Origin of the sequence: Paenibacillus solanacearum (assembly GCF_910593845.1) — a bacterium.
In the GTDB taxonomy this organism is placed as follows: Bacteria; Bacillota; Bacilli; order Paenibacillales; family NBRC-103111; genus Paenibacillus_G; species Paenibacillus_G solanacearum.
Genome location: NZ_CAJVAS010000016.1, coordinates 46,730 through 67,334, shown reverse-complemented (window position 1 = coordinate 67,334; position 20,605 = coordinate 46,730). Strand labels below are relative to the sequence as shown.

21 protein-coding genes are annotated in these 20,605 nt (G+C 54.5%); 11 read left to right on the top strand and 10 right to left on the bottom strand.

Annotated elements, in window-relative coordinates:
- The first annotated feature begins 248 nt into the window (after nt 1-248).
- From coxB to KXG62_RS18080, 6 genes are all read left to right on the top strand, one after another.
- The gene (gene coxB / locus KXG62_RS18105) at nt 249-1,274 is read left to right on the top strand and encodes a cytochrome c oxidase subunit II (RefSeq protein WP_218093403.1); all 1,026 of its coding nucleotides are present in this window, start codon (nt 249-251) and stop codon (nt 1,272-1,274) included.
- 71 nt (nt 1,275-1,345) lie between these two features.
- Nucleotides 1,346-3,157: a cytochrome c oxidase subunit I gene (gene ctaD, locus KXG62_RS18100; RefSeq protein WP_218093475.1), complete on the top strand. Its 1,812-nt coding sequence runs from the start codon at nt 1,346-1,348 to the stop codon at nt 3,155-3,157.
- Nucleotides 3,154-3,777 carry a cytochrome (ubi)quinol oxidase subunit III gene (locus KXG62_RS18095; RefSeq protein WP_218093402.1) on the top strand — a complete coding sequence of 208 codons (624 nt, stop codon included), beginning with the start codon at nt 3,154-3,156 and terminating at the stop codon, nt 3,775-3,777. The genes ctaD and KXG62_RS18095 overlap by 4 nt, the downstream gene beginning before the upstream one ends.
- Nucleotides 3,778-4,092: a cytochrome C oxidase subunit IV family protein gene (locus tag KXG62_RS18090; RefSeq protein ID WP_218093401.1), complete on the top strand. Its 315-nt coding sequence runs from the start codon at nt 3,778-3,780 to the stop codon at nt 4,090-4,092.
- 177 nt (nt 4,093-4,269) lie between these two features.
- Nucleotides 4,270-5,139, top strand: a complete 870-nt coding sequence (locus KXG62_RS18085; protein WP_218093400.1) for a cytochrome c oxidase assembly protein — start codon at nt 4,270-4,272, stop codon at nt 5,137-5,139.
- Between the two features lie 55 nt (nt 5,140-5,194).
- Complete coding sequence (locus tag KXG62_RS18080) at nt 5,195-5,653, top strand: DUF420 domain-containing protein (RefSeq protein WP_218093399.1); 459 nt, start codon at nt 5,195-5,197, stop codon at nt 5,651-5,653.
- A gap of 55 nt (nt 5,654-5,708) precedes the next feature.
- Here KXG62_RS18080 and KXG62_RS18075 read toward each other — a convergent pair whose 3' ends face one another.
- The 3 genes from KXG62_RS18075 to KXG62_RS18065 form a co-directional block, all read right to left on the bottom strand.
- Entirely contained in the window at nt 5,709-6,461 is a 753-nt protein-coding gene (locus tag KXG62_RS18075; protein ID WP_218093398.1) for a WecB/TagA/CpsF family glycosyltransferase, read from the bottom strand.
- A gap of 65 nt (nt 6,462-6,526) precedes the next feature.
- Nucleotides 6,527-6,970 carry a GNAT family N-acetyltransferase gene (locus tag KXG62_RS18070; protein WP_218093397.1) on the bottom strand — a complete coding sequence of 148 codons (444 nt, stop codon included), beginning with the start codon at nt 6,968-6,970 and terminating at the stop codon, nt 6,527-6,529.
- A gap of 149 nt (nt 6,971-7,119) precedes the next feature.
- Nucleotides 7,120-7,917: a C40 family peptidase gene (locus tag KXG62_RS18065; protein WP_246627507.1), complete on the bottom strand. Its 798-nt coding sequence runs from the start codon at nt 7,915-7,917 to the stop codon at nt 7,120-7,122.
- Between the two features lie 160 nt (nt 7,918-8,077).
- Between KXG62_RS18065 and KXG62_RS18060 the strand changes: the two genes are divergently transcribed.
- Complete coding sequence (locus KXG62_RS18060; protein WP_218093395.1) at nt 8,078-9,124, top strand: TlpA disulfide reductase family protein; 1,047 nt, start codon at nt 8,078-8,080, stop codon at nt 9,122-9,124.
- A gap of 206 nt (nt 9,125-9,330) precedes the next feature.
- The gene (locus KXG62_RS18055) at nt 9,331-10,734 is read left to right on the top strand and encodes an NAD-dependent malic enzyme (protein ID WP_218093394.1); all 1,404 of its coding nucleotides are present in this window, start codon (nt 9,331-9,333) and stop codon (nt 10,732-10,734) included.
- Between the two features lie 176 nt (nt 10,735-10,910).
- Here the strand turns inward: KXG62_RS18055 and melA are convergent, their stop codons facing one another.
- Nucleotides 10,911-12,284 (bottom strand): alpha-glucosidase/alpha-galactosidase, encoded by a 1,374-nt coding sequence (gene melA / locus KXG62_RS18050; protein WP_246627506.1) that lies wholly within the window; start codon nt 12,282-12,284, stop codon nt 10,911-10,913.
- A 125-nt stretch (nt 12,285-12,409) separates the two neighbouring features.
- Between melA and KXG62_RS18045 the strand changes: the two genes are divergently transcribed.
- Complete coding sequence (locus KXG62_RS18045) at nt 12,410-13,306, top strand: helix-turn-helix transcriptional regulator (RefSeq protein WP_218093393.1); 897 nt, start codon at nt 12,410-12,412, stop codon at nt 13,304-13,306.
- 4 nt (nt 13,307-13,310) lie between these two features.
- On the opposite strand, the gene KXG62_RS18040 is transcribed toward KXG62_RS18045, so the two are convergent.
- From KXG62_RS18040 to KXG62_RS18030, 3 genes are all read right to left on the bottom strand, one after another.
- Entirely contained in the window at nt 13,311-14,135 is an 825-nt protein-coding gene (locus KXG62_RS18040) for an SPL family radical SAM protein (RefSeq protein ID WP_218093392.1), read from the bottom strand.
- A 316-nt stretch (nt 14,136-14,451) separates the two neighbouring features.
- Nucleotides 14,452-15,417, bottom strand: coding sequence for an aldolase catalytic domain-containing protein (locus KXG62_RS18035; RefSeq protein WP_218093391.1), 966 nt, complete (start codon nt 15,415-15,417; stop codon nt 14,452-14,454).
- A 338-nt stretch (nt 15,418-15,755) separates the two neighbouring features.
- The gene (locus tag KXG62_RS18030) at nt 15,756-16,094 is read right to left on the bottom strand and encodes a magnetosome magnetite crystal formation protein family (RefSeq protein WP_218093473.1); all 339 of its coding nucleotides are present in this window, start codon (nt 16,092-16,094) and stop codon (nt 15,756-15,758) included.
- A gap of 202 nt (nt 16,095-16,296) precedes the next feature.
- On the opposite strand from KXG62_RS18030, the gene KXG62_RS18025 reads away from it, so the two are divergent.
- Both KXG62_RS18025 and KXG62_RS18020 read left to right on the top strand, forming a co-directional pair.
- Nucleotides 16,297-16,719, top strand: coding sequence for a hypothetical protein (locus KXG62_RS18025; protein WP_218093390.1), 423 nt, complete (start codon nt 16,297-16,299; stop codon nt 16,717-16,719).
- Between the two features lie 317 nt (nt 16,720-17,036).
- On the top strand, nt 17,037-17,927 hold the full coding sequence (locus tag KXG62_RS18020; protein ID WP_218093389.1) for a cation diffusion facilitator family transporter: 891 nt from the start codon (nt 17,037-17,039) through the stop codon (nt 17,925-17,927).
- A gap of 414 nt (nt 17,928-18,341) precedes the next feature.
- Here the strand turns inward: KXG62_RS18020 and KXG62_RS18015 are convergent, their stop codons facing one another.
- From KXG62_RS18015 to KXG62_RS18005, 3 genes are all read right to left on the bottom strand, one after another.
- Nucleotides 18,342-18,617 (bottom strand): MoaD/ThiS family protein, encoded by a 276-nt coding sequence (locus KXG62_RS18015; protein ID WP_218093388.1) that lies wholly within the window; start codon nt 18,615-18,617, stop codon nt 18,342-18,344.
- A gap of 6 nt (nt 18,618-18,623) precedes the next feature.
- Entirely contained in the window at nt 18,624-19,724 is a 1,101-nt protein-coding gene (locus KXG62_RS18010; RefSeq protein WP_218093387.1) for a WD40/YVTN/BNR-like repeat-containing protein, read from the bottom strand.
- 139 nt (nt 19,725-19,863) lie between these two features.
- The gene (locus KXG62_RS18005; RefSeq protein WP_218093386.1) at nt 19,864-20,406 is read right to left on the bottom strand and encodes an NAD(P)H-dependent oxidoreductase; all 543 of its coding nucleotides are present in this window, start codon (nt 20,404-20,406) and stop codon (nt 19,864-19,866) included.
- Nucleotides 20,407-20,605 lie beyond the last annotated feature (199 nt).

Here is a 20,605-nt window from a genome sequence, read left to right as displayed (position 1 = left end):
AAGCGATTTATGCAGCCGTATGGAATCAGGGCAAAACATGCATAAACAACCCGCTTAATGGAAATAAACAAGTAGAGGCGTGAGGCTGCAAACCCTAGAAAAATCAGGAGTTCCGAACGTTTTGTGAACTTCCCTAGATTCATTGACAAAAAACGGACACGAATTTATAGTTAATATGGTGATTAGGTTCATTGACAGGAAATGACCTTTTTTGTACGAAAAAAAGCTTTTAAGGTGGGATTGATAAGATGAATCGATGGCAAAATCTATGGCGCTTCATCCCGCTTTTCGGGTTGATGATGATGCTGTTAACGGGGTGTGGAGACGAGACGATATCCGCCTTGAAGCCAAGAGGTCCCGTGGCCAGAGATCAGCTGTTCCTGATGAAGTTAAGCTTCGGGATTATGCTGCTGGTCGTCGTGGTCGTATTTTTAATTTACATCTATGTCCTGGTTCGCTTCAGAAAGAAAAAAGGCGACAAGGACATCATTCCGAAGCAAGTGGAAGGAAGCCATACGCTGGAGATCATTTGGACAGTCATTCCGATTATCCTTTTGCTCATCTTGGCTGTGCCGACCGTTAAGTACACATTTTCGGCGTTGGAGGACCATCGCGACAACAAAGACGCGCTTCATGTCAAAGTAACGGCGCATGCGTTCTGGTGGCAGTTTGAGTATCCGAGCCTCGGCATTTCGACGGCGCAGGATTTGATTATTCCGACGAACAAGAAGATCGCGTTCGAACTGACGGCTGCGGATGTCAAACACTCCTTCTGGGTGCCTTCCCTCGGCGGTAAGATGGATACGAACCCGGGCCTCACGAACGTTTATTATTTGCAAGCGGACGAAGTGGACACGTTCAAAGGAAAATGTGCGGAACTTTGCGGCGCGTCTCACTCTCTGATGGATTTTAAAGTCAAATCGATGGATCCGGCAGCATTTGATCAGTGGGTTGCCAAAATGAAAACGCCTGCCGCTGTCCCGGCTGATGCCAGAGCTGGCGAACAAGTATTTAAAGACAACTGCTTGTCCTGTCATGCGGTGAATGCGCAAGGGCTCGGTGCTGGCCCGAACTTGAACGGATTTGCATCGCGCGAGCTCGTTGCAGGCATCCTGCCGCATAACGATGCGAAGCTGAAAGAGTGGATTTCCGATCCTCAATCCGTTAAGCCGGGTGCTCAAATGCCGGCCTTCGGCCCGACCGGACCTAAGCCGCTTCAGGATCAACAGCTCAACGATTTGGTTAAGTACTTGAACTCGCTGAAGTTGAAGTAACGAGCATCAGGGAAAAAGGAGGTTAAACTAAGGTGGCTCACGAACACAAGGTCAAACGACACACCGGGCTGATGGATTGGCTAACCACGGTGGACCATAAAAAAATCGGCATACTTTATCTTATCGCAGGCGGCCTGTTCTTCTTGCTTGGCGGGATCGAAGCGATACTGATTCGGCTTCAGCTGCTGTACCCGGATCAGAAAATATTTATCGGCGATACGTTTAACCAGCTGACGACGATGCATGGTACGACCATGATCTTCTTCGCGGCGATGCCGGTCATCTTCGCCTTTATGAACGCCGTTATTCCGCTTCAGATCGGCGCTCGCGACGTTGCGTTTCCTTTTGTAAACGCGCTCGGCTTCTGGTTGTTCTTCTTCGGAGCATTGCTCATGAACACATCGTGGTTCCTGGGCGGCGCGCCGAATGCAGGCTGGACGGCTTACCCGCCGCTTTCCGGCATCGTAGATAAAACCGGCGTGTTCAAAGGCGTAGACTTCTACGTGCTCGGTCTTCAGATCGCCGGTATCGGTACGCTGATCGGCGGCATCAACTTCCTGGTCACGATCATCAACATGCGTGCGCCGGGAATGACTTACATGAGAATGCCGATGTTTACATGGGCAGCCTTCATTACTTCGTTTCTGATTTTGTTCGCTTTCCCTGCGATTACCGTAGGTCTTGTCGAGCTGATGTTCGACCGTTTGTTCGAAGGGGCGTTCTTCGATGTTGCGAAGGGCGGTAACCCGGTATTATGGGAACATCTTTTCTGGATTTTCGGGCACCCCGAAGTATATATCTTGATTTTGCCAGCATTCGGTGTCGTGTCTGAGATCGTATCGACATTCTCCCGCAAGCGTCTGTTCGGTTACAGCTCGATGGTATTCGCAACAGCGCTGATCGGCTTCTTGGGCTTCATGGTATGGGCTCACCATATGTTTACGACAGGTATCGGTGCTGTCGGGGATGCCATCTTCGGGGTTGCAACGATGGCGATCGCCATCCCGACGGGCGTTAAAATCTTTAACTGGCTGTTTACCCTCTGGGGGGGCCAAATTCGCTTCACCACGGCCAATATTTTCGCTACCTCCTTCATCCCGACATTCGTTATGGGTGGCGTTACCGGGGTTATGCTCGCGGTTCCTGCAGCAGACTTCCAATATCACGATACATATTTCGTGGTAGCTCACTTTCACTACGTTATTGTCGGCGGTCTGGTACTGAGCTTGTTCGCCGCAATGTACTACTGGTGGCCGAAGATGTTCGGCCGCATGCTGAACGAAACGCTGGGTAAAATTCACTTCTGGACGTTCTTTATCGGCTTCCATATGACGTTCTTCCCGCAGCATTTCCTCGGATTGATGGGGATGCCGCGCCGGGTGTTCACGTATCAACCGGGCGTAGGTTTGGAACAAGGGAACTTCATCAGTACAATCGGCGCCATTTTGATGGGTATCGGTACGATCGTTTTCTTGATCAACGCGATCGCAACGAACAGCAAGCCAATGAACGCGCCTGCCGATCCTTGGGATGGCCGTACACTGGAGTGGACGATTCCTTCGCCGCCTCCGGAATATAACTTCAAGCAAACACCGCTTGTTCGCGGTCTGGATGCTTTCTGGAAAGAAAAGATGGCAGGCAACAAAGAGATGACGCCGGCCGAGCCGATCGGTTCGATCCATATGCCGTCGCCGTCGATCTTACCGTTCGTTATGTCTGTCGGCCTGTTTATCGCGGGCTACGGGTTCATGTATCACACCTATTTTGTCAGCATTGCCGGTATTGGGATTACACTCATTTGCATGTTCCTTCGTTCGGTATATGACGATCATGGCTTCCATATCGAACCTGAAGAGTTGAATGACAAGGGGGTTAAGGCATGAGTGCAGCACATCATGAAGTAGGCGGCGCCCTGCCACCTCACGCGGAAACAGCTACTTTGGAAGGCAAAAATAAAGTCATGGGCTTCTGGCTCTTCCTCGGCGGCGAGTGCGTATTGTTCGGTTCGTTATTCGCATCGTTCATCGCGCTTCGCAACCAGGTGCCGGACGGCCCGACGGCACAGCACTTGTTCGTCATGAGCACAGTAGCGCTGTCGACCTTCATCTTGTTGACCAGTTCTTTGACAAGCGTATTTGCCACGATGGCATTGCATCGCAATAACTTGAAGCAAGTGCAGCTTTGGCTCGCAGTAACCGTATTGCTCGGTCTCGGATTTTTGGGGCTTGAAATATATGAGTTCGTTGAATATGTCCATGAGGGGCATACTTTCAGTAAGAGCGCCTTTGCAACTTCATTCTACACGCTGGTCGGCTTCCACGGAGCGCACGTTGCGTTCGGTGTACTGTGGATTACGCTGCTGATCATCTCCAGTATGAAAAAGGGCTTGACGGTCGTAACGGCACCGAAGTTTTATGTGGCCGGTCTATACTGGCACTTTATCGACGTCGTATGGGTATTTATCTTCACTGTAGTATACCTGATGGGGAAGGTGGGTCCGTAAATGAGCAACCAACACCATTCAACAGTCGGGCAAGAACGTCACCGCCTGGAAGGACCGAAGAACCATTACTTGTCGTATATCATTTCGATCGTATTGACCATGTTGGCGTTCGCCATCGTGTTGTACGGCGGAATAGATCGTTCATTCATCATTTTGTTTCTGGTAGGTCTGGCCGTTGTGCAAATCTTTTTCCAATTGGCGTACTGGATGCATATGAAAGACCGCGGTCATTTCTTCCCGATACTCGGTCTTTGTTTCGGAACCGTTGTCGCTTTGACGGCGGTAGTCATGGCCGTCTTCTGGCTGTGGTGGTAATGATACGTTTCGCCCGGCAGTAAGGGAGTTTGGCTTGCTGCGGGCACAGCTATAGAAGGAGAGGCGGCTTTTCCTCAGGAAAGCCCCTCTCTTTTGCATAAGATTGCGAAAGTTTTCACGAATTCGACACACCTGCCGGAAGCCGTTCCGGTTGACAGAGAGGAGCCGCAATGAACAATGAATTCACACGTCTCACAGATGGGCCATGAGGCCGCTCCCACGTTCGCGCAGCTGTGGAGTCCAGGCCTGTTGCTCTTGTTGGTTGCAGTCGGTGTCTTATATACATTTGCGGTAGGTCGGTGGAGAGACCGGTTTCCGGATAGCGAGCCGGTTTCGCTCAAGAAGAAGCTGTATTTCTGGACTGGGATTGCGCTGTGGTATATCGCGGAAGGAACGCCCGTCGCTTATTATGGGAAGCACTATTTGTTCAGCGTCCATATGTTCCAGCAGTCGATACTGTATTTGATCATGCCGCCGTTTTTCCTTGTCGGTCTTCCGGGATGGCTGCTGCGGGCCGGGTTGAAAAGCAAAGGCAGCAAGCGCATCGTAAGTGCGTTGGCGCATCCGCTCTTTGCGCTGTTCTTCTTTAACTTTATTTTCTCGATGTACCATATTCCTATGGTGATGGACTGGCTGATGGCTCGCGAAACGATAATGTGGCTGTACAAAGCTGTCTTTCTGTTCGCCGCCTTTCAAATGTGGTTTCTTATTTTTTGCCCGCTCCCGGAATACAACCGGTTATCCGACTTGAAAAAAATAGGATATATTTTCGTTAACGGCATTTTGCTGACTCCGGCATGCGCTCTGATTATATTTGCCACGCACCCGATGTACGAAATGTACGCTTCCGTCTCTGAACAGTATTTGATGCTGCCAATGCTGGACGATCAGCAGTTGGGCGGCGTCATTATGAAGATCGTTCAGGAGATCGTATATGGGGTGGCGCTCGCTTTTTGCTTCTATCGCTGGTACAACAGAGAGCGTAAGAAGGATGAAGAGGAAGAGATTGCGTTTTTGCAGACGGCTGGCAATATGAATCGGGCGTAGCGTTCAGGGGAATGCGGCAGTACCAATAACGAATGAAGAATGGGTGTGTGACATCGTGACGATCTTACCAACGATCAGTACCAGCTTTATCGTCATCAGTGCGATTTTCGTCGCATTCGGCTGGTATCATATTGCCAAAGGACACCGGGAGACGCATCAGAAACTGATGCTGTGGGGAGCAGGCTTTGCGCTGGCGTTCTTCATCATTTACATGAGCCGCACGCTGTTTGTAGGCAACACGACATTTGGCGGCCCGGACAGCCTGAAGCTGGCTTATCATATCTTTTTGATTTTCCATATTACGCTGGCAACGGTCGCCGCCGTCTTCGGTATCGTGACGCTGCTCCATGCGTTCAACAAGCGCTTCGCCAAGCATAAAAAAATCGGCCGGGTTACGGCCGTGATCTGGCTGATGACGGCCCCTACCGGCGTCGTCGTGTATGTATTGCTCTATTTGCTGTATCCGGGCGGCGAAACGAAGCCGGTCATCGATGCGATACTGGGCACGTATTAAAGCCAAGTGATCAGCCTTTCCCGCGGGAAAGGCTTTTTTGCTTTTCTGCGACGGATTAGGAGCGGACGCGGCGGCCTGTGATCAATGTCTTCATGGCGAACACGGGCAGTATAAGCTGCCGTCTCCAGCGTGACGGCTGCAGCAGAAGCCGGTGCAGCCATTCCAGATGCAGCCGCTGCCATAGGAGCGGCGCCCGCTTGACCTTCCCGGCGATGATGTCCAGGCTGCCGCCGACGCCAAAAGCCATCTTGGCGTTCAGCTGTGCTCGATGCCGGTAAATCCACTTTTCCGCAGCCGGCGCGCCAAGAGCCACGACCAGCACATCCGGCTGTGCCGCCGCAATGTCTGCGATGATGGTGTCCTCCTCGCCGGCCTGGAAGAAACCGTGATGCCGGCCGGCAATGCGCACGCGGCTGTACTGCGCTGTAATTTTGTCCACGGCGAGCTGGCTCGTATGCTCATCGGCGCCGAGAAAATAAAAGGACCAGCCCTGCCGGTTGCCTTGCTCAAGTAGACCGATGAGCAGGTCGCAGCCGGTGACGCGCTCGGCAATCGGGTCGCCCTGCCATCTGGAAGCCAGCACGATGCCGCTGCCGTCCGGTGTGATCAGGTCGGCTTCGTCCATAATCGTCCGCAGCTCGGAATCGGTCTGGTACTTCATGACGATCTCCGGATTCGCCGTGATCAGATGATACGGATGCGGCCGGTGGCTTGCATGCTCCAGCATATCCGACAAATGCTCGAGCGTCTGGACGAAGGTCCATTTGGAGAACGGTACGTTCATGATTTGCGTCGACGGTCGATTCATGCGATCCTTCCTATCTGTCGTAATGTTGTAACGCTTGTACTTGTGAATGGCAGTGGCCGTTAAGGCTATAGGCGGTCTGCCTCTTCATCGATCTCCGCCTCGTAAAGACATTGAAATCGTTCGACGCCGGGGTATTTCTCGCCCAGGCTGGTAACGACAAAACCGACATTGCGGTAAAAGTCAGCCGCCTCTTCGTCTGTCTCCGCCACAATTGCCGCGGGCTGCTTCAAGGCAATCAGCTCCAGCAGCAGACCTCTTCCGTAACCCTGGCCGCGATATTCCGGCTGCACGGCGATATGCCGCAGCAGGAGCCGGTGATCGGAGTCGGTTTGAAATCCGGCGATGCCCAGCAGCACGCCGTCTTGTTCGATTCCGAGCAGCTCCATGGTTTGATCTGACCGATACAGCCCGATCGTTTGTTCGACCGCTTCCGGGTCGGGGAAGACGGCCGACGACAGCAGTTCCTGTACCGGTTCTTCTTCAAGCCGGTGCTTCAAGTCGATCAGCATATGCTACGCCCCTTATGGATTTATACTCCAATCCATCATATCATATTTGCGGATGCGACGGTGCATCGGAACAGCGCTGCAGCAAGACGTGACGAACGAAAACCGCCTCTTCGCAATAGGAAGAGACGGCGCAGACTGCAGTTAAGCGATTATGAAATGGCGCTTCCGCCGAAAATAAACCGGCTTTCCCAATGCTTCCCCGCGATTTGATCGATGCGGACACCGCCGGAGTCTTTCGAATACGTATGAAGAATTTGGCCGTTGCCCAAATAAATGCCTACATGGGCAATCGGTTGTCCCGATGTGTCCGATGGGTAAGCGGATGCGCTTGTTCCCTTGTAAGCCATGAAGAACATGACATCGCCTGGCTGCAAATTGCGCCAATTCGTCGTCGTATGGCCGAGCGATCGGACGTAAGCGCCTTGGCTTCGGGAATCGCTAGGCAGCGTAATGCCGGCTCCGTCTTGAAAAGCTTGTTTTACGAAATCGGAGCAATCAAAGGTACGCGTATTCGAACGGTCGGAGCCGAATTCGTAAGGCGTGCCCAAATAAGCTTTCCCGGCACGAATGATGCGGCTACTCATGCTGTTCACGTCGGTGACTGCGCTGCGGCTGCCGGAGCTGCTGCTGTTGTTACCGGCCGTACTGCCTCCATTCATGCCGCTGGACGATTGTATATACTTGTTGTTCGCCGACACGTAGCCTGTCCGGCCTTGGCTGTCGCGAACCTGATACCAATAGCTGTTTGCCTGGCTCAATATCGTTATGGTTTCCCCGGCTTTCAGTAATCCGTAGCTGCGGGCACTGACACTCGGCTGAGCGCGTAAGTTGACTCCACTGACAATGACGGCATCCGAAGTGGCGGCATGGGCTTGTCCGGCAGGGAGGCTTGCGAAGCCGGCAGTTACGGCAGTGGCGATGATCAAGGCAATGAGCGGTTTGTTCAAATGAATCCCTCCTGCAGTTCTTGTTGTATGGATGTGCAAGCCGAGCGCTTCCGGTGAATGGAACATCGATAAGTCTCAAGCATGGACATCATTTGACAAAACAAATCGGTTCATCCCACAATGGGGATATTACGTTACAGAGAGCGGGGAGTCATTCAGAATGGACACATGGGTATGGGGACCGCTGGTATTGCACAAACCTATCGTATTCGCGGTGGCGGCGGCTCTAGCCGGATTCGGAATATTGAAGATTCGGTCAGAGCAGGCAGCGCTCGGACCGGCATTCCGATCCGTTATGATCAATGCCGCCTTGCTGTGGATCCTCTGCTGGAAGCTGAGTCCGCTTTTGTTCGGCGGATTGGAGATGCTTCGCAATCCGATGTCGCTTCTTTATTTTAGCGGAGGCGAACGCGGCGCTTGGATCGCGGCGCTGGCAGCAGCCGTATATATTGCGCTCTCCGCACACAAGCTAAAACTAAATGCTCCCAAGTATATCGATTCGGCACTTCTCCCCATTTTTAGCGGGTACACAATGTATTTAGCTTTAATGTCAATATTTGGGGAGACGAATCGACTGACGAACGGGGCTACCGCTTTGGCGCTTGCGGCCATTGTGGTGCTCTGGCTCCGATCCCAGCCTTCGGCCCAACTCAGGCCGCTGGCACAGTGGGCGATGCTGCTCCTCATCACCTATGCGCTCGTTCATTCGCTGGCTGCTCCCTTATGGGACAAGTCCGGAGCGGCGCTGCCGGCAGGAGACGCAACCGGATTGAAGGTAGGGCAGCAGGCGCCGGACTTCGAACTAACGCTGCTGAGCGGGGAGACGGTCAAACTGTCCGAGTATCGGGGGAAGACGGTGATATTGAATTTTTGGGCGACATGGTGCCCGCCGTGCCGTGCGGAGATGCCGGAGATGCAGCGGTTTTACGAAGCGAACCAGAAGGAGGGGGTCGTCATCTTAGGCGTCAACGCCACCTCCACCGAAGCGAGTGTGCCGGTCGTAAAGGCGTGGATCGAAGAATGGGCGATCACGTTTCCGATTCCCCTTGACAAGCAAGGGGACATCAGCAAGCTGTATCGGGTGAACGCCTATCCGGCTACCTATGTGATCGACGGGGAAGGGATGATTCGCGATAAGCATCCCGGTCCGATGAACGCGGAGATGCTGAAGGACGCGGCAGCCAAAGCGAAGACGGACAAGCGATAAGCCCGCTCTGCTTACAGTGCGCCTTCCGGCCGCGAGGCAGGGTTCGATTCCTTTGCCATCCAGTATTGTCAAAAGGAACAAGAGTACACATTTTCCATTTATGATATACTAATGTGGCGCTGTAAAGGGATGCATTGCGTAATAATAGAATGTCATGATACGATTTCAGTGTAATAATACGAATAATACATAAAGGAAGGGTAGTCATGGCGCAAACGAGCATTATTCTTCGGGTGGAACTGGATCACAATAAGATCAGTTTCGGCGATGTAGCGGCTGCGATCAGCAAAGCCGGGGGCGATATTACGTCGATTGACGTCATTCGGCCGGGCAAAGAGTCTTCTGTACGCGACCTCACCGTGGATGTGGCGGAATCGGCGGAAACGTCAGTGGTCGAATCGTTGAAAGCGTATGACGGCATCAAGGTTATCAACGTTTCCGACCGGACGTTCCTGGTCCATCTCGGGGGCAAAATTTCGGTACAACCCAATTTGCCTATCAAAAACCGTGATGACTTGTCCCGTGTATATACGCCGGGGGTTGCGCGGGTGTGTACGGCGATCCATGAAAATCCGGATAAAGCCTACTCGCTGACAATCAAACGGAACACCGTCGCGGTTGTCTCGGACGGGACGGCCGTGCTGGGGCTCGGCGACATCGGTCCGCATGCGGCGGCGCCGGTCATGGAAGGCAAGGCCATGCTGTTCAAGCAGCTCGCAGGCGTGGATGCATTCCCGATTTGTCTCGATACGAAAGACACCGAGGAAATCATCCGTACGATCAAAGCGATGAGCCCGATCTTCGGCGGCATCAACCTGGAGGATATCAGCTCCCCGCGCTGCTTCGAAATCGAGAGACGACTTACCGAAGAGCTCGATATTCCTGTATTTCATGACGATCAGCACGGGACGGCCGTTGTACTGCTTGCCGGCTTATTGAATGCGTTGAAAGTTGTTGGCAAACGGATCGAAAACGTAAGAGTCGTCGTCAACGGCATCGGCGCCGCCGGCGTGTCGATCTGCAAAATGCTGCTGGCCGCCGGTGTTACACGCCTCGTTCCGGTTGACAAGCATGGCGCTATCGTCCGGGGCGGCAACTACGAGTACCCGATGTGGCAGTGGCTGGCGGAGCAGCCGCAGGTCGAAGGAACGGAAGGCAGTCTGAAAGAAGTGCTTCGCGGAGCGGATGTATTCATCGGCGTATCCCGCGGCGGCCTGCTGAGCGCAGAGGACGTCTGCACGATGAATGAGGACCGCATCGTCTTTGCGCTGGCCAATCCGGAACCGGAGATCGATCCGGATGAAGCCCAGCCGCATGTACGCGTCTTGGCGACAGGAAGAAGCGACTACCCGAACCAGATCAATAACGTGCTTTGCTTTCCGGGCATTTTCCGGGGAGCGCTCGACTGCCGTGCACGCTGCATCAACGAGCCGATGAAGCTGGCGGCCGCTCGCGCAATCGCCTCGGTTGTAACGAGCGCGGAGCTGAACGAGCATTATATCATTCCGAGCATCTTTAACGAGCAAGTCGTCACGAAAGTGCGGCATGCGATTATCGAAGCCGCAATCCTGACAGGCGTAGCTCGCCGGATTCCACCGGATTTCCGGTAGGACAGGACGCAATAAGATACTCCGGAATACAATAAATCAAGGAAAAGCTCCTATATCGCGGTGAACGCATCATCGCGATATAAGAGCTTTTTTTGCTTTAAAGAGAATCTTCCATGATACAAGATGGATTCGGTCCGTACGGGCACCGCCGCAGCATGCTTGCTTACGCCACGCCGTTACAGGCCGCTGCCGGGCAGCGGGATGTCCTGCCATTTGCGTCCTTCGCCGTTGAACTGCGGAAGCCACGGCGCAAGCGCTTCGAACATGTCGTCGCACATGCGCCACACTTCATCCGTCGTACATACGGCGGCAGTCAGCGGATCATGCAGTACGGCCTGCTTCACAAGCGTCCGGTCGCCGGTCAGCGCCGCTTCGACGGCCATCTCCTGCACGCTGACGCTGGCTCGGCATGTTGCGGCGCAGGCAAGCGGCAGATCGCCGACGAAGGTAGGCTGGATACCGTTCCGGTCGACATAACACGGAATTTCGATCGTGCATCCATCGGGTAGATTGGTGATCAAGCCGCGGTTGCCGATGTTGAAGTGGCCGCGGTACGTTTTGCCGGTTTCGAGCGCTTCCACAATATAGGAGCCATGCTCCTCCGAGCGGTCGCCGAGCCGAATAAACTCTTTTTCCCCGCTGAGCCATTTCGGATAGTTTTCCTTATACTCGTCGCCGCGGCTGAGGCAGTGGTACAAGTAGCCTCCCGTTTTGCCGCCGATCCACGTCTTATCGTAAATCCACTTCGCCGTTTCTTCCGGGTTACGCTTGCGGTACCACGGCAAATATTCGCTCAGATGACCGTTCGATTCGGTGGAGAAATAACCGAATCGGCGCAGTACATCGATACGGCAAGGCTCTCGCTCGGCAATGTCGGCATGGTTCTCCATCGCAGGAAGAATATCTGGCAGCAGATCGCGCCCTTCGTGCGATACACGCACGAACCAGGTCTGGTGATTGATGCCGGCCGCCGTGAAATCGACCTCTTCCTTGGGGAGCCCGAGCGCCTTGGCGATCAGCGCGTGACTGTGCTGTACGCCGTGGCATAGCCCAACGTTGCGCACCCCGCTGGCCCGGCGCAGCGCCCATGTATTCATGGCCATCGGATTGGAATAGTTCAGCAGCAGCGCCTCCGGCGCCACTTCCCGCATGTCGCGGGCGATATCCAGCACAACCGGAATGGTGCGCAGCGCGAAGAAGATGCCGCCCGGTCCGAGCGTATCGCCGACGCACTGGTCGACGCCGTAACGCAGCGGGATTTCGATATCGTGTCGGAACGCTTCGAGCCCGCCGACGCGTGCGGTGCAGAATACGTAGTCCGCGCCGGCGATCGCCTCCCGCTGGTTCGTGGTCGCTGTAATGGTCGCCGGCAGCTGATAGTGCTCAATCATGTGCCGGCACAAGTCCACAGCCATCTTCAAACTTTCCTCGTTAATATCCATGAAACGAAATTGCGCATCCCGGAAGGCTTCCACCGCCAAGATGTCCATCACGAGCCTGCGGGTGAAGCCGATGCTCCCCGCGCCGATCATGGCAATTTGCAACATCATTCATTCCCTCCACATTTGCATAGAAATAGGATTGGCCATTGACATGCCGCTCCAAGCAATTTCATAATATAGGAAATCCGCGAGGGCTTACAATGATAACATATTATCGAAAGGATGCGACAATATTGCTCTATCCTCATGAGTCGTGCAGCCGGTCCAGCTTCGGCTTCAAATATTTGAGCGGCGCCGGTCTGCCGATCCGGTTAATCAATATCGGCTGGGATCGGGTCACGTCGCCGGCCTATCGATGGCACGGCGAACGGCGGGGAGGCGGCTATGCTGTATTTCAATACACACTTGCCGGGCGAGGGATGCTGCGGGACGGGGAAACGTATTATGCGTTGACGAAGGATACCGGATTTTTGACCGTTGTGCCAGGGGATCATGAATATTATTTGCCTGAAGACGCGGGGGAGTGGGAGTTTCTGTATGTCGTGATTCACGGGATCGACGCCTTGAATCACTGCAAGGAGATGATTCGGCAGATGGGACCGGTGCTGAATTTCCGCGAGCATCCGGAGCCTGTCGCCGCACTCAGCCGGCTGTACCGGGCCATATATGAAGACCCGCAGCTCGATAAGTTCACGATTTCGGCGCGGCTGTACGAATGGATGATGGGGCTGCATCGGCTGGCGGAAGGAAGAGGGATCGTGCGGGCGACGGAGGAGCTGCCAGGGCCGATCCGTGCGGCGGTCAAGCTGATGAAGAGCAGCTACCGGTACGATTTGTCCATTGACGATATGGCTTCGTCCGCCGGACTGACCAAATACCATTTTTGCCGCCAGTTCCACAAGAAGACAGGCTTGACGCCGAGTCAATATTTGCGGAAGGTTCGGGTGGAACAGGCGGCGTGGCTGCTGCGGCATACGGATAAAACGGTACAAACGATTGCCGCCGAATGCGGATTCGAGTACGCCAACTATTTCATCAAAGTATTTCGCACGCTTGTCGGCGTAACGCCGAACGATTACCGGTCGGGCAAAAAAGTCGATCCGGTCTCCTTCCTTCGGGTAGAGCCATAGAAGATTACGGCAGGAAACCGGCTTGACTCACGTAGACGTTTTCTTCGGGAACGAGCTGCTTGAGCCGTTCCGCTACCCGTAAGTAGGCGGAGCGGTCGTACCATTCTTGAAGTCCAAGCTCGTCATACAGATGACGAATGCCGAGCCGCTCAGTGCGCTTGCCCAAGCTGCCGTCGCCCATGAAGAAGTCGTCGATGCAGAACCGGCTGACGCCGGTCGCGAGCAGCGTCTCCGTGAACCGCTCGCTGCTAGGCAGCACCGGGGAGACGCACGCTTGCACCGGCACGACGGCCTGCACCAGCTGACGGAGCGCTTGCAGGCGGGCTGCAATAGGTGGCGCCGCCGGAGAGAACGCCTTGCGCACTGGCTCAAGGTCGGTCTCGACTGTCAGACTGACGCGGACGCGCGAGCCGAGCCGCTGCAGCAGGTCGATATCCCGCGTCACGAGTGGGCTGCGCGTTTGGACGAGCAGGAAATCGGGCGTCTCCTGACCGGCCATCAGCTCAAGCAGCGAGCGGGTAAGCTGCGTCTTGTATTCGATGGGCTGGTACGGGTCGGTGCTCGAGGACATGAAGACGGTCACCGGGCCTTTCCGCTTCGCCTTTACGAGTTCTTTGGCTAGCAGCGTGGCGGCGGACTGCTTCACGTCGACCCAAGTGCCCCACGGCTCGCCGCGAAATTTCGCTACCGGCATTTCGCGGACATAGCAGTAGGAACAGGCGAAGGCGCAGCCGACATACGGATTGAGCGTATGGCTGTAGCCTGTCAAATAACCGCTGGCCGGGTTCAGCAGCTGCTTCGGGGTTGTATAAGCGACGTTCGGCGTCATGGAAGACACACTCCTTTATCGTCGGTATGGGGACAGTCGTCGGTCCGGTCGGCGTTACGCCGTACGGAACGAAATGAACAGCGTTAAGCAAGCCGTGATGAACGAACCATCAGGCTGTGCGAGATGGGCGGTCTTCTTGTGCGGATCGGAGGGTGGAGAGACGGTTAAGCGATTGTTGCATGCAGTCTATAGTTCAAGGGCTGCCGGCCGGGAGCCGGAGGATCGGCGGGTCTGCGTAATAAAATAAGTAAGGCCCGGCTCCGTTCCTGGGTTAGGAACGAGAGCCGGGCTGTTCATTCGCGCGATCGGCGAGCGATTAGTCGGAATGATGATTCGCCGGCATCACTTCAGGCGATGTCAGCTTGTCGTAGTATTCGACGAACTTGTCTTTGTCTGCGCTGGAGCGAAGCGCCATTGCAGAACGCGGGTGATCGTTCAATACGCCGGCGATCATGTAAGGGATAATGTAGCCCCATTCCCATTTCTCGCGCATCTCGATCATATGCTTCTCGATAATGCCGAGCACCGGACGCACGTCGTATTTGCGGTTCTTCAAGTGGCTCACAATCAGCTCGGTAGGGCAGTTGCCCGCAGCGCGGCCCATGCCGTATACGGAAGTGTCAAGGAACTGAACGCCTTTGCTCGCGCCCATAATCGTATTGGAGAAGGCGAGCTGCATGTTGTTGTGCATGTGAACGCCAAGCTTCTTGTCAGGCAACAGCCGCTGGAATTTGGATACGAGGTAGTCGATATCCTTGTAGTCCATGCTTCCGTACGAATCGACGATGTATACAACGTCTACCGGACTTTTGTTGATCTCTTCGAACGCTTCGTTCAGATCGTTCTCCATTACATGGGAGAGCGCCATAATATTGATTGAGGTTTCGTAGCCGTATCCGTTGAACTTATGAACGAGATCCAGCGCCTTGTCCACGTCTTTGATGTAAGTCGCTACGCGGATCAAATCGAGCATGCTTTGCTCGCGGGGCAAAATGTCCTTCTCATCGACGCGTCCGATATCGACAAGCGCGGAAAGCTTCGTATCGGTCTTGGTCGTGATGACTTCTTTCAGGAAGTCTTCGTTCAAGAAGCGCCAAGGACCCGCTTCTGCACCCTTCAGCAGCTTCGCGGAGTTTTTATAGCCGATTTCCATATATTCAACGCCAGCTTCGCTAAGTCCGTAATACATGTCTTTAACGAATTGGACGCTAAAGTCCCAGTTGTTTACTAATCCGCCATCGCGGATGGTGCAGTCCAGAATGCTGTGGTTGTCTCTGGTCATGAATAATACTCCTCTCATGTAGCCGTGGTCGGTGGACCCGGCTTCGGTTCCAAAATGAATGATCATAGCAGATGCGCTTCGTGGCTTTTAAGCTTTTAAGCGGTAAAGTGGAACTAGTACTACTAAATATTACATATCCCATTCATTTTGTCAAGAATAACAAATTTCAATTCCTTGCACAACCGGCAAATGTATTAAACTTTGATGAAGAAAACAAAAAAACCGCAGCCTGCGAAGCACCCCTTGCAGGGCATTCCGGAGGGCGGTATATGTACTGCGTTCGAACGTTCAAGCGTTCGCTCGGACGAGAGTGGCCATTATGTAAGGATGCGGCCGGTTTATGGAACTTTGATGATCCGAACGTTTCCGATCAGCGGAAGCGGCTTCATGGTTCCGTTGATGGCGTTCATGATGCCGATGATCGCGAGCACGAGCAGCGCCAAATTGGCGAGGGGCACGAGCAGCAGTCCGAGCAGCGGGATCAGGCCGAGCACTACGTTGGCTGCGATCGAAGTCAGCAGCAGCACAAGCCCTTGATTGCCGTGATACATGGCAAAGCGCGATTCTTTGGCCGCCAGCAGCGGAAGGAAAAATAAAATGTAAGCGGCGGCGGCGATCCATTTGTTCGACTGCACATCCTCTTGCGAAGCGGTGCCGGGCTGATCCGGCGGGAACATGGACACAGAACTCACCTCATTTTACAAAATGTCGGTTCCGGGACGGAGTATCCTTGATGCTGCTACCATCCTATGCTGCAAGAGAAGTCGCTATGTCAGAACGATGAAGGATGCCGGGCGCATGAAAGGAATAAGCTTCCTGTCCTTGTGGGTATGCTAATGCTGATACTTCAAATTTATCACAGGCAGGAAGGATAGATCAATGAGCAGCGCACCAATATTTTTCCAATTCGAAACGGCGGAGTCGGCCCGTCTGGCCCGGAATATGCTGGACGAGCTAGGGTACCGGGCGAGTCTCGGTCAAGAAGCGCAGCCCCTCTTGCATGTGACCGTGGACCGGCATGATTTGACCTCGGCGCTCGAAATCGTTCAGGCGTACGGCGGGCTTATCGTCGAATACGAAGGTTCTCCAGGCGAAACATCGGCGTACGCGATGGCCTACAATCAGGAGGATCTCATTCCGATTCCGGCGCACTTGGTCGGGGAGGAACCGGATGCCGATGAGCCGGACCTGTCTTCTTCGGAGTACGTCAACAAATCGAGCGGCGCCTATAACGATGCGAACCCGCCCTTTGACCCCTCGGGCAGCGATTACAACGGCTTTGATCCGGGCGTACATCTGTAAACGCGCGAAGGGCTTGGCCGATCGAACAGGCAGCGGTTTTCCGCAAGACTGAGGCTTTCATTCCATGGGAAGCGGCAGCTTGCGGCGGAGCGCTGCTTCTTTTTTGGATAAGCCCTACAACATTTGCCGGATATAACAAAGTTGCACCGGTCCTATTTTTATAAGAAGGGAAAACACTGTTTCTGTAGACCCACACGGATTTCGTCTGATACGATATTCTGGAGCTTAAGAAACAAGGCGACCGGCGGCGGAAAAGACTGCAAGCCGGCTGCTTTGTCATCGGCCAGCTATGAAGTCATAGGCGGAGGTATTACATTGTGGAAACGTACGGTTCTTTAAAAGAAGGAGAGAAGGGCGCCTGGCTGAGCATTGTCACGTACATTCTCTTATCTTTGTTCAAAATTAGCATGGGCTATGTGACCGGCTCGGAGGCGTTAACCGCCGACGGCGTTAACAATACAACGGATATTATCGTTTCGGTTGCTGTATTGATCGGGCTGCGCATTTCGCGGAAGCCGCCCGATACGGACCATCCGTACGGCCACAGGCGGGCTGAGACGATCGCTTCGATGGTTGCTTCGTTCATTATGGCGGCCGCAGGGCTGCAGGTCGTTATTCAGGCGGGGAAAAGCTTCCTGTCCGGAGAGCATACGGCGCCGAATATGGCGGCGGCATGGGTTGCGCTCGGATCGTCGGTCGTCATGTACGGCGTGTACATGTACAACCGCAACTTGGCGAAGCGGGTGAACAGCCAGTCGCTGATGGCGGCTGCGCACGACAATCGGTCGGACGCGCTCGTCAGTATCGGCGCAGCGGTCGGCATTATTGGATCGCGCTTCGGCTATCCGATTCTCGATGCGGCTGCGGCGTTTGCGGTCGGTATCGTCATTTGCAAGACCGCATGGGATATATTCAGCGAGGCGTCGCACGCGTTGACCGACGGCTTCGACGAGAAGCGTCTGAAGGAATTTCGCCAGACGGTGAAGGAAACGCCGGGCGTCCGGCGTATTAAGGATATTCGTGCCCGCGTCCACGGCAGCCATGTGCTGCTCGATGTGGTTGTTGAAGTAGGCAGAGAGCTGTCCGTCGAACAAAGCCACGAGATCAGCGATCATATCGAGAAACGAATGCTCGACAAGCACGAGATCGTTAACGTTCACGTGCATATCGAGCCGTATGTGGAGCCGGAAACGAGAAAACAGCGGTAAATACCGCTTCAGCCCGGTATTCGGCGCCAAGCTGAGAAGGATACGTCAACAAGCCTTGCACCGCAGCGAGAGGCATGCGGCATGTAAGGCTTTTCATTTTTTTCATGTAATTTTCAGGTTCCTTTCAGCTTTTCGTAATAATTGAGGAGTATGCTGTAGGAAGTTCACAGATTGGACATAATTAGCAAGGAGGAGGCAAGCAATATGAAATATGTAACTGCTTTTGTAAGAGGTTTTTTCTTCGCCTTCATCTCGATCGGAATGCTGCCATACTACCTCATTCAACTATTTACGGAGCTCTAATCGGATAAGAGAGCTGGCATACAACGACAAGAGGGTAACCCTGCGCCTGGCGGCGCAGCCGGTTACCCTCTTCTTCTTTCCGCTGGCCCGCAGCAGCCCAGCGGAGCGGTATTACCCGCCGGATACGGCCTGCAGCACCTGCAGCCGGTCGCCTTCCTGCAGCGGGATGTTCCAGTCGTCGAGCCAGGCGAGGCTGTCTTCGTTATAATAGATCAATACATGCTTCCGCAGTTGGCCCTGCTCCGTGAATAGATGCCGCCGGAGCAGCGGGTATGCTGCCAGAAGCGCACCCAGCGCCTCCCGCAGCGTGGCTGCCTCCAGCGGGAATGACACTTGCCCGCCCGTACAGTCTCGCAGCAGCGAAGGCACGCTGACTTCCAGTCTCATCGTATGTTAATCCTCCACGATCCATGACTTCACGCATAAAATGCGGGAGAGCTGCCCGGGCAGCTTATCCCAGGTACGGCCGCGGTCCGTGGAGCAAAAGACTTCGCCGGAGGTGGTGCCGAAGTAGAGGCCGTACGGGTCTAGCCGGTCGATCGTCATTGCGTCGCGCAGCACGCTCACATGGCGCTGTTCCTCCGGCAGCACGTCACCGATAGGTTCCCAGCCGCTCTCGCTGCGGTGCTTGCCGTATACGAGCAGCCTGCCGCCGCGCGTGGAGCGCACCTCGCTGCTCTCCAGCGGCAGCAGGAACAAGTCCCCGCCGGAAGAGACGACAATCGGGAAGCCGAACGGCTTGTCCTCGCCGCGCAGCGTCAAGCCTTCCTCGATCGCCACCCACGAGTCGCCGCCGTCCGCCGATTGAAATACGCCACCATGCTCCTGCATGTACAGCGTGTTCGGATCGTCCGGATCGGCTGCCATCTTGTGAATGCAGTAGCCGACTTCCGGGTACGGCTGTCCCGTCGGGACGCGGGCAAGGCCGTTGTTGCACGGCTCCCATGTTGCGCCGCCGTCTTCGGTGCGGAACACGCCGACGGCGGACATGGCCACCCACATCCGCTGCTTGTTCGCAGGGTCGATCAGAATCGTATGCAAGCACAGACCGCCTGCGCCGCCGAACCATCCCGGCCGCGACGGATGCTTGGTTAAGGCGTCCAGCTCGTTCCATGTCTCGCCCCGGTCGCGGCTGATGAACAAGCCCGCTTCCTCCGTCCCGGCGAACACCGTATCCGGTTCGGACGAATGACCCGGTACAAGCTGCCAGATGCGGGCAAGGGAGAAACCGCTTTCAGTTGAAAACTGCGGACTGTGCTCGATCTGTCTCCACGTCTCACCGAAATCATCGCTGATGCGAATCGTAGCGCCGTAAGCGGCATGCGACGTGCCCGCCATCAACCGGTGGCCGCTGCGGCTATCCCCGAGCAGGCTGTATACTTCCCATCCCGGAAGGAAGGGACCTTTCAGATTCCATTCCTTGCGTTGTTCATTCGATGTATACAGAAAAGCGCCTTTGTTCGTACCGACCAGCAAAATGACCCGCTTGCTCAATGCATTCCCTCCTCAAATTTTACAGATATTACTGAATACGACAAATGGGGAGTGGAATCCTTCCTGAGCGCCTAATGTCCGCCGAGAGCATCGACTGCCGAAATGAGCGAGCGGGGTTCTTTACGCTGGTAGCCAAATCTTAATGCGCAGACAGCACCATCGAAGGCTGCTGAATATACGCCGCGTATCGCTTGGCCTCTTGGTGCAACTCGTCGTTCGGGGCCTCGTTAGCGTTATACGTAACAAAGATCGGCAGGAACGTTCCGTTGCAGCGGACGATCGTATTTTGAATCGGCCGTATCAATTCGCTGATCGTGAAGCCGTTGTACCCGCCCGAGCGGTAGCCGTTCTCCGAGCCGCCGGTCGTCGTCGCGACGATAAACTCCTTGCCCTTCAAGTGATCGCCTCCGGGCCCGAAGGCCCAGCCGTACGTCAACACGTCGTCGAACCATTTTTTCAGCAAGGGCGGGCAGCTGTACCAATAGAACGGAAACTGGAATACCACCCGGTCATATTCAAGCAGAAGCCGCTGCTCTTGGGCCGCATCGATTTGCCAGTCAGGATACGCTTGATACAGGTCGCGGACATCCACGCCGGTATGCGCCGCAGCCTTCTTGACAAAAGCTTGGTTGGCACGGGATTCATTCAGGTTCGGATGCGCAGCGATGACCATGATTTTCATTATCGTCTTCCTCTCTATCGTACAGTGTCGTCGTTCACACCCCCATTATTGTTGAGATTGCCGCATTTGAAAAGTACGCCGTTTTTTCATACTTTGTACGGAGAAACGTACGATGCGCCGCTGCGGTATGGAGCGATCGGTACGATAAAACATACTAAGTATGAAAATGAATAGTACTGTAAAACATCCGTATACTTTG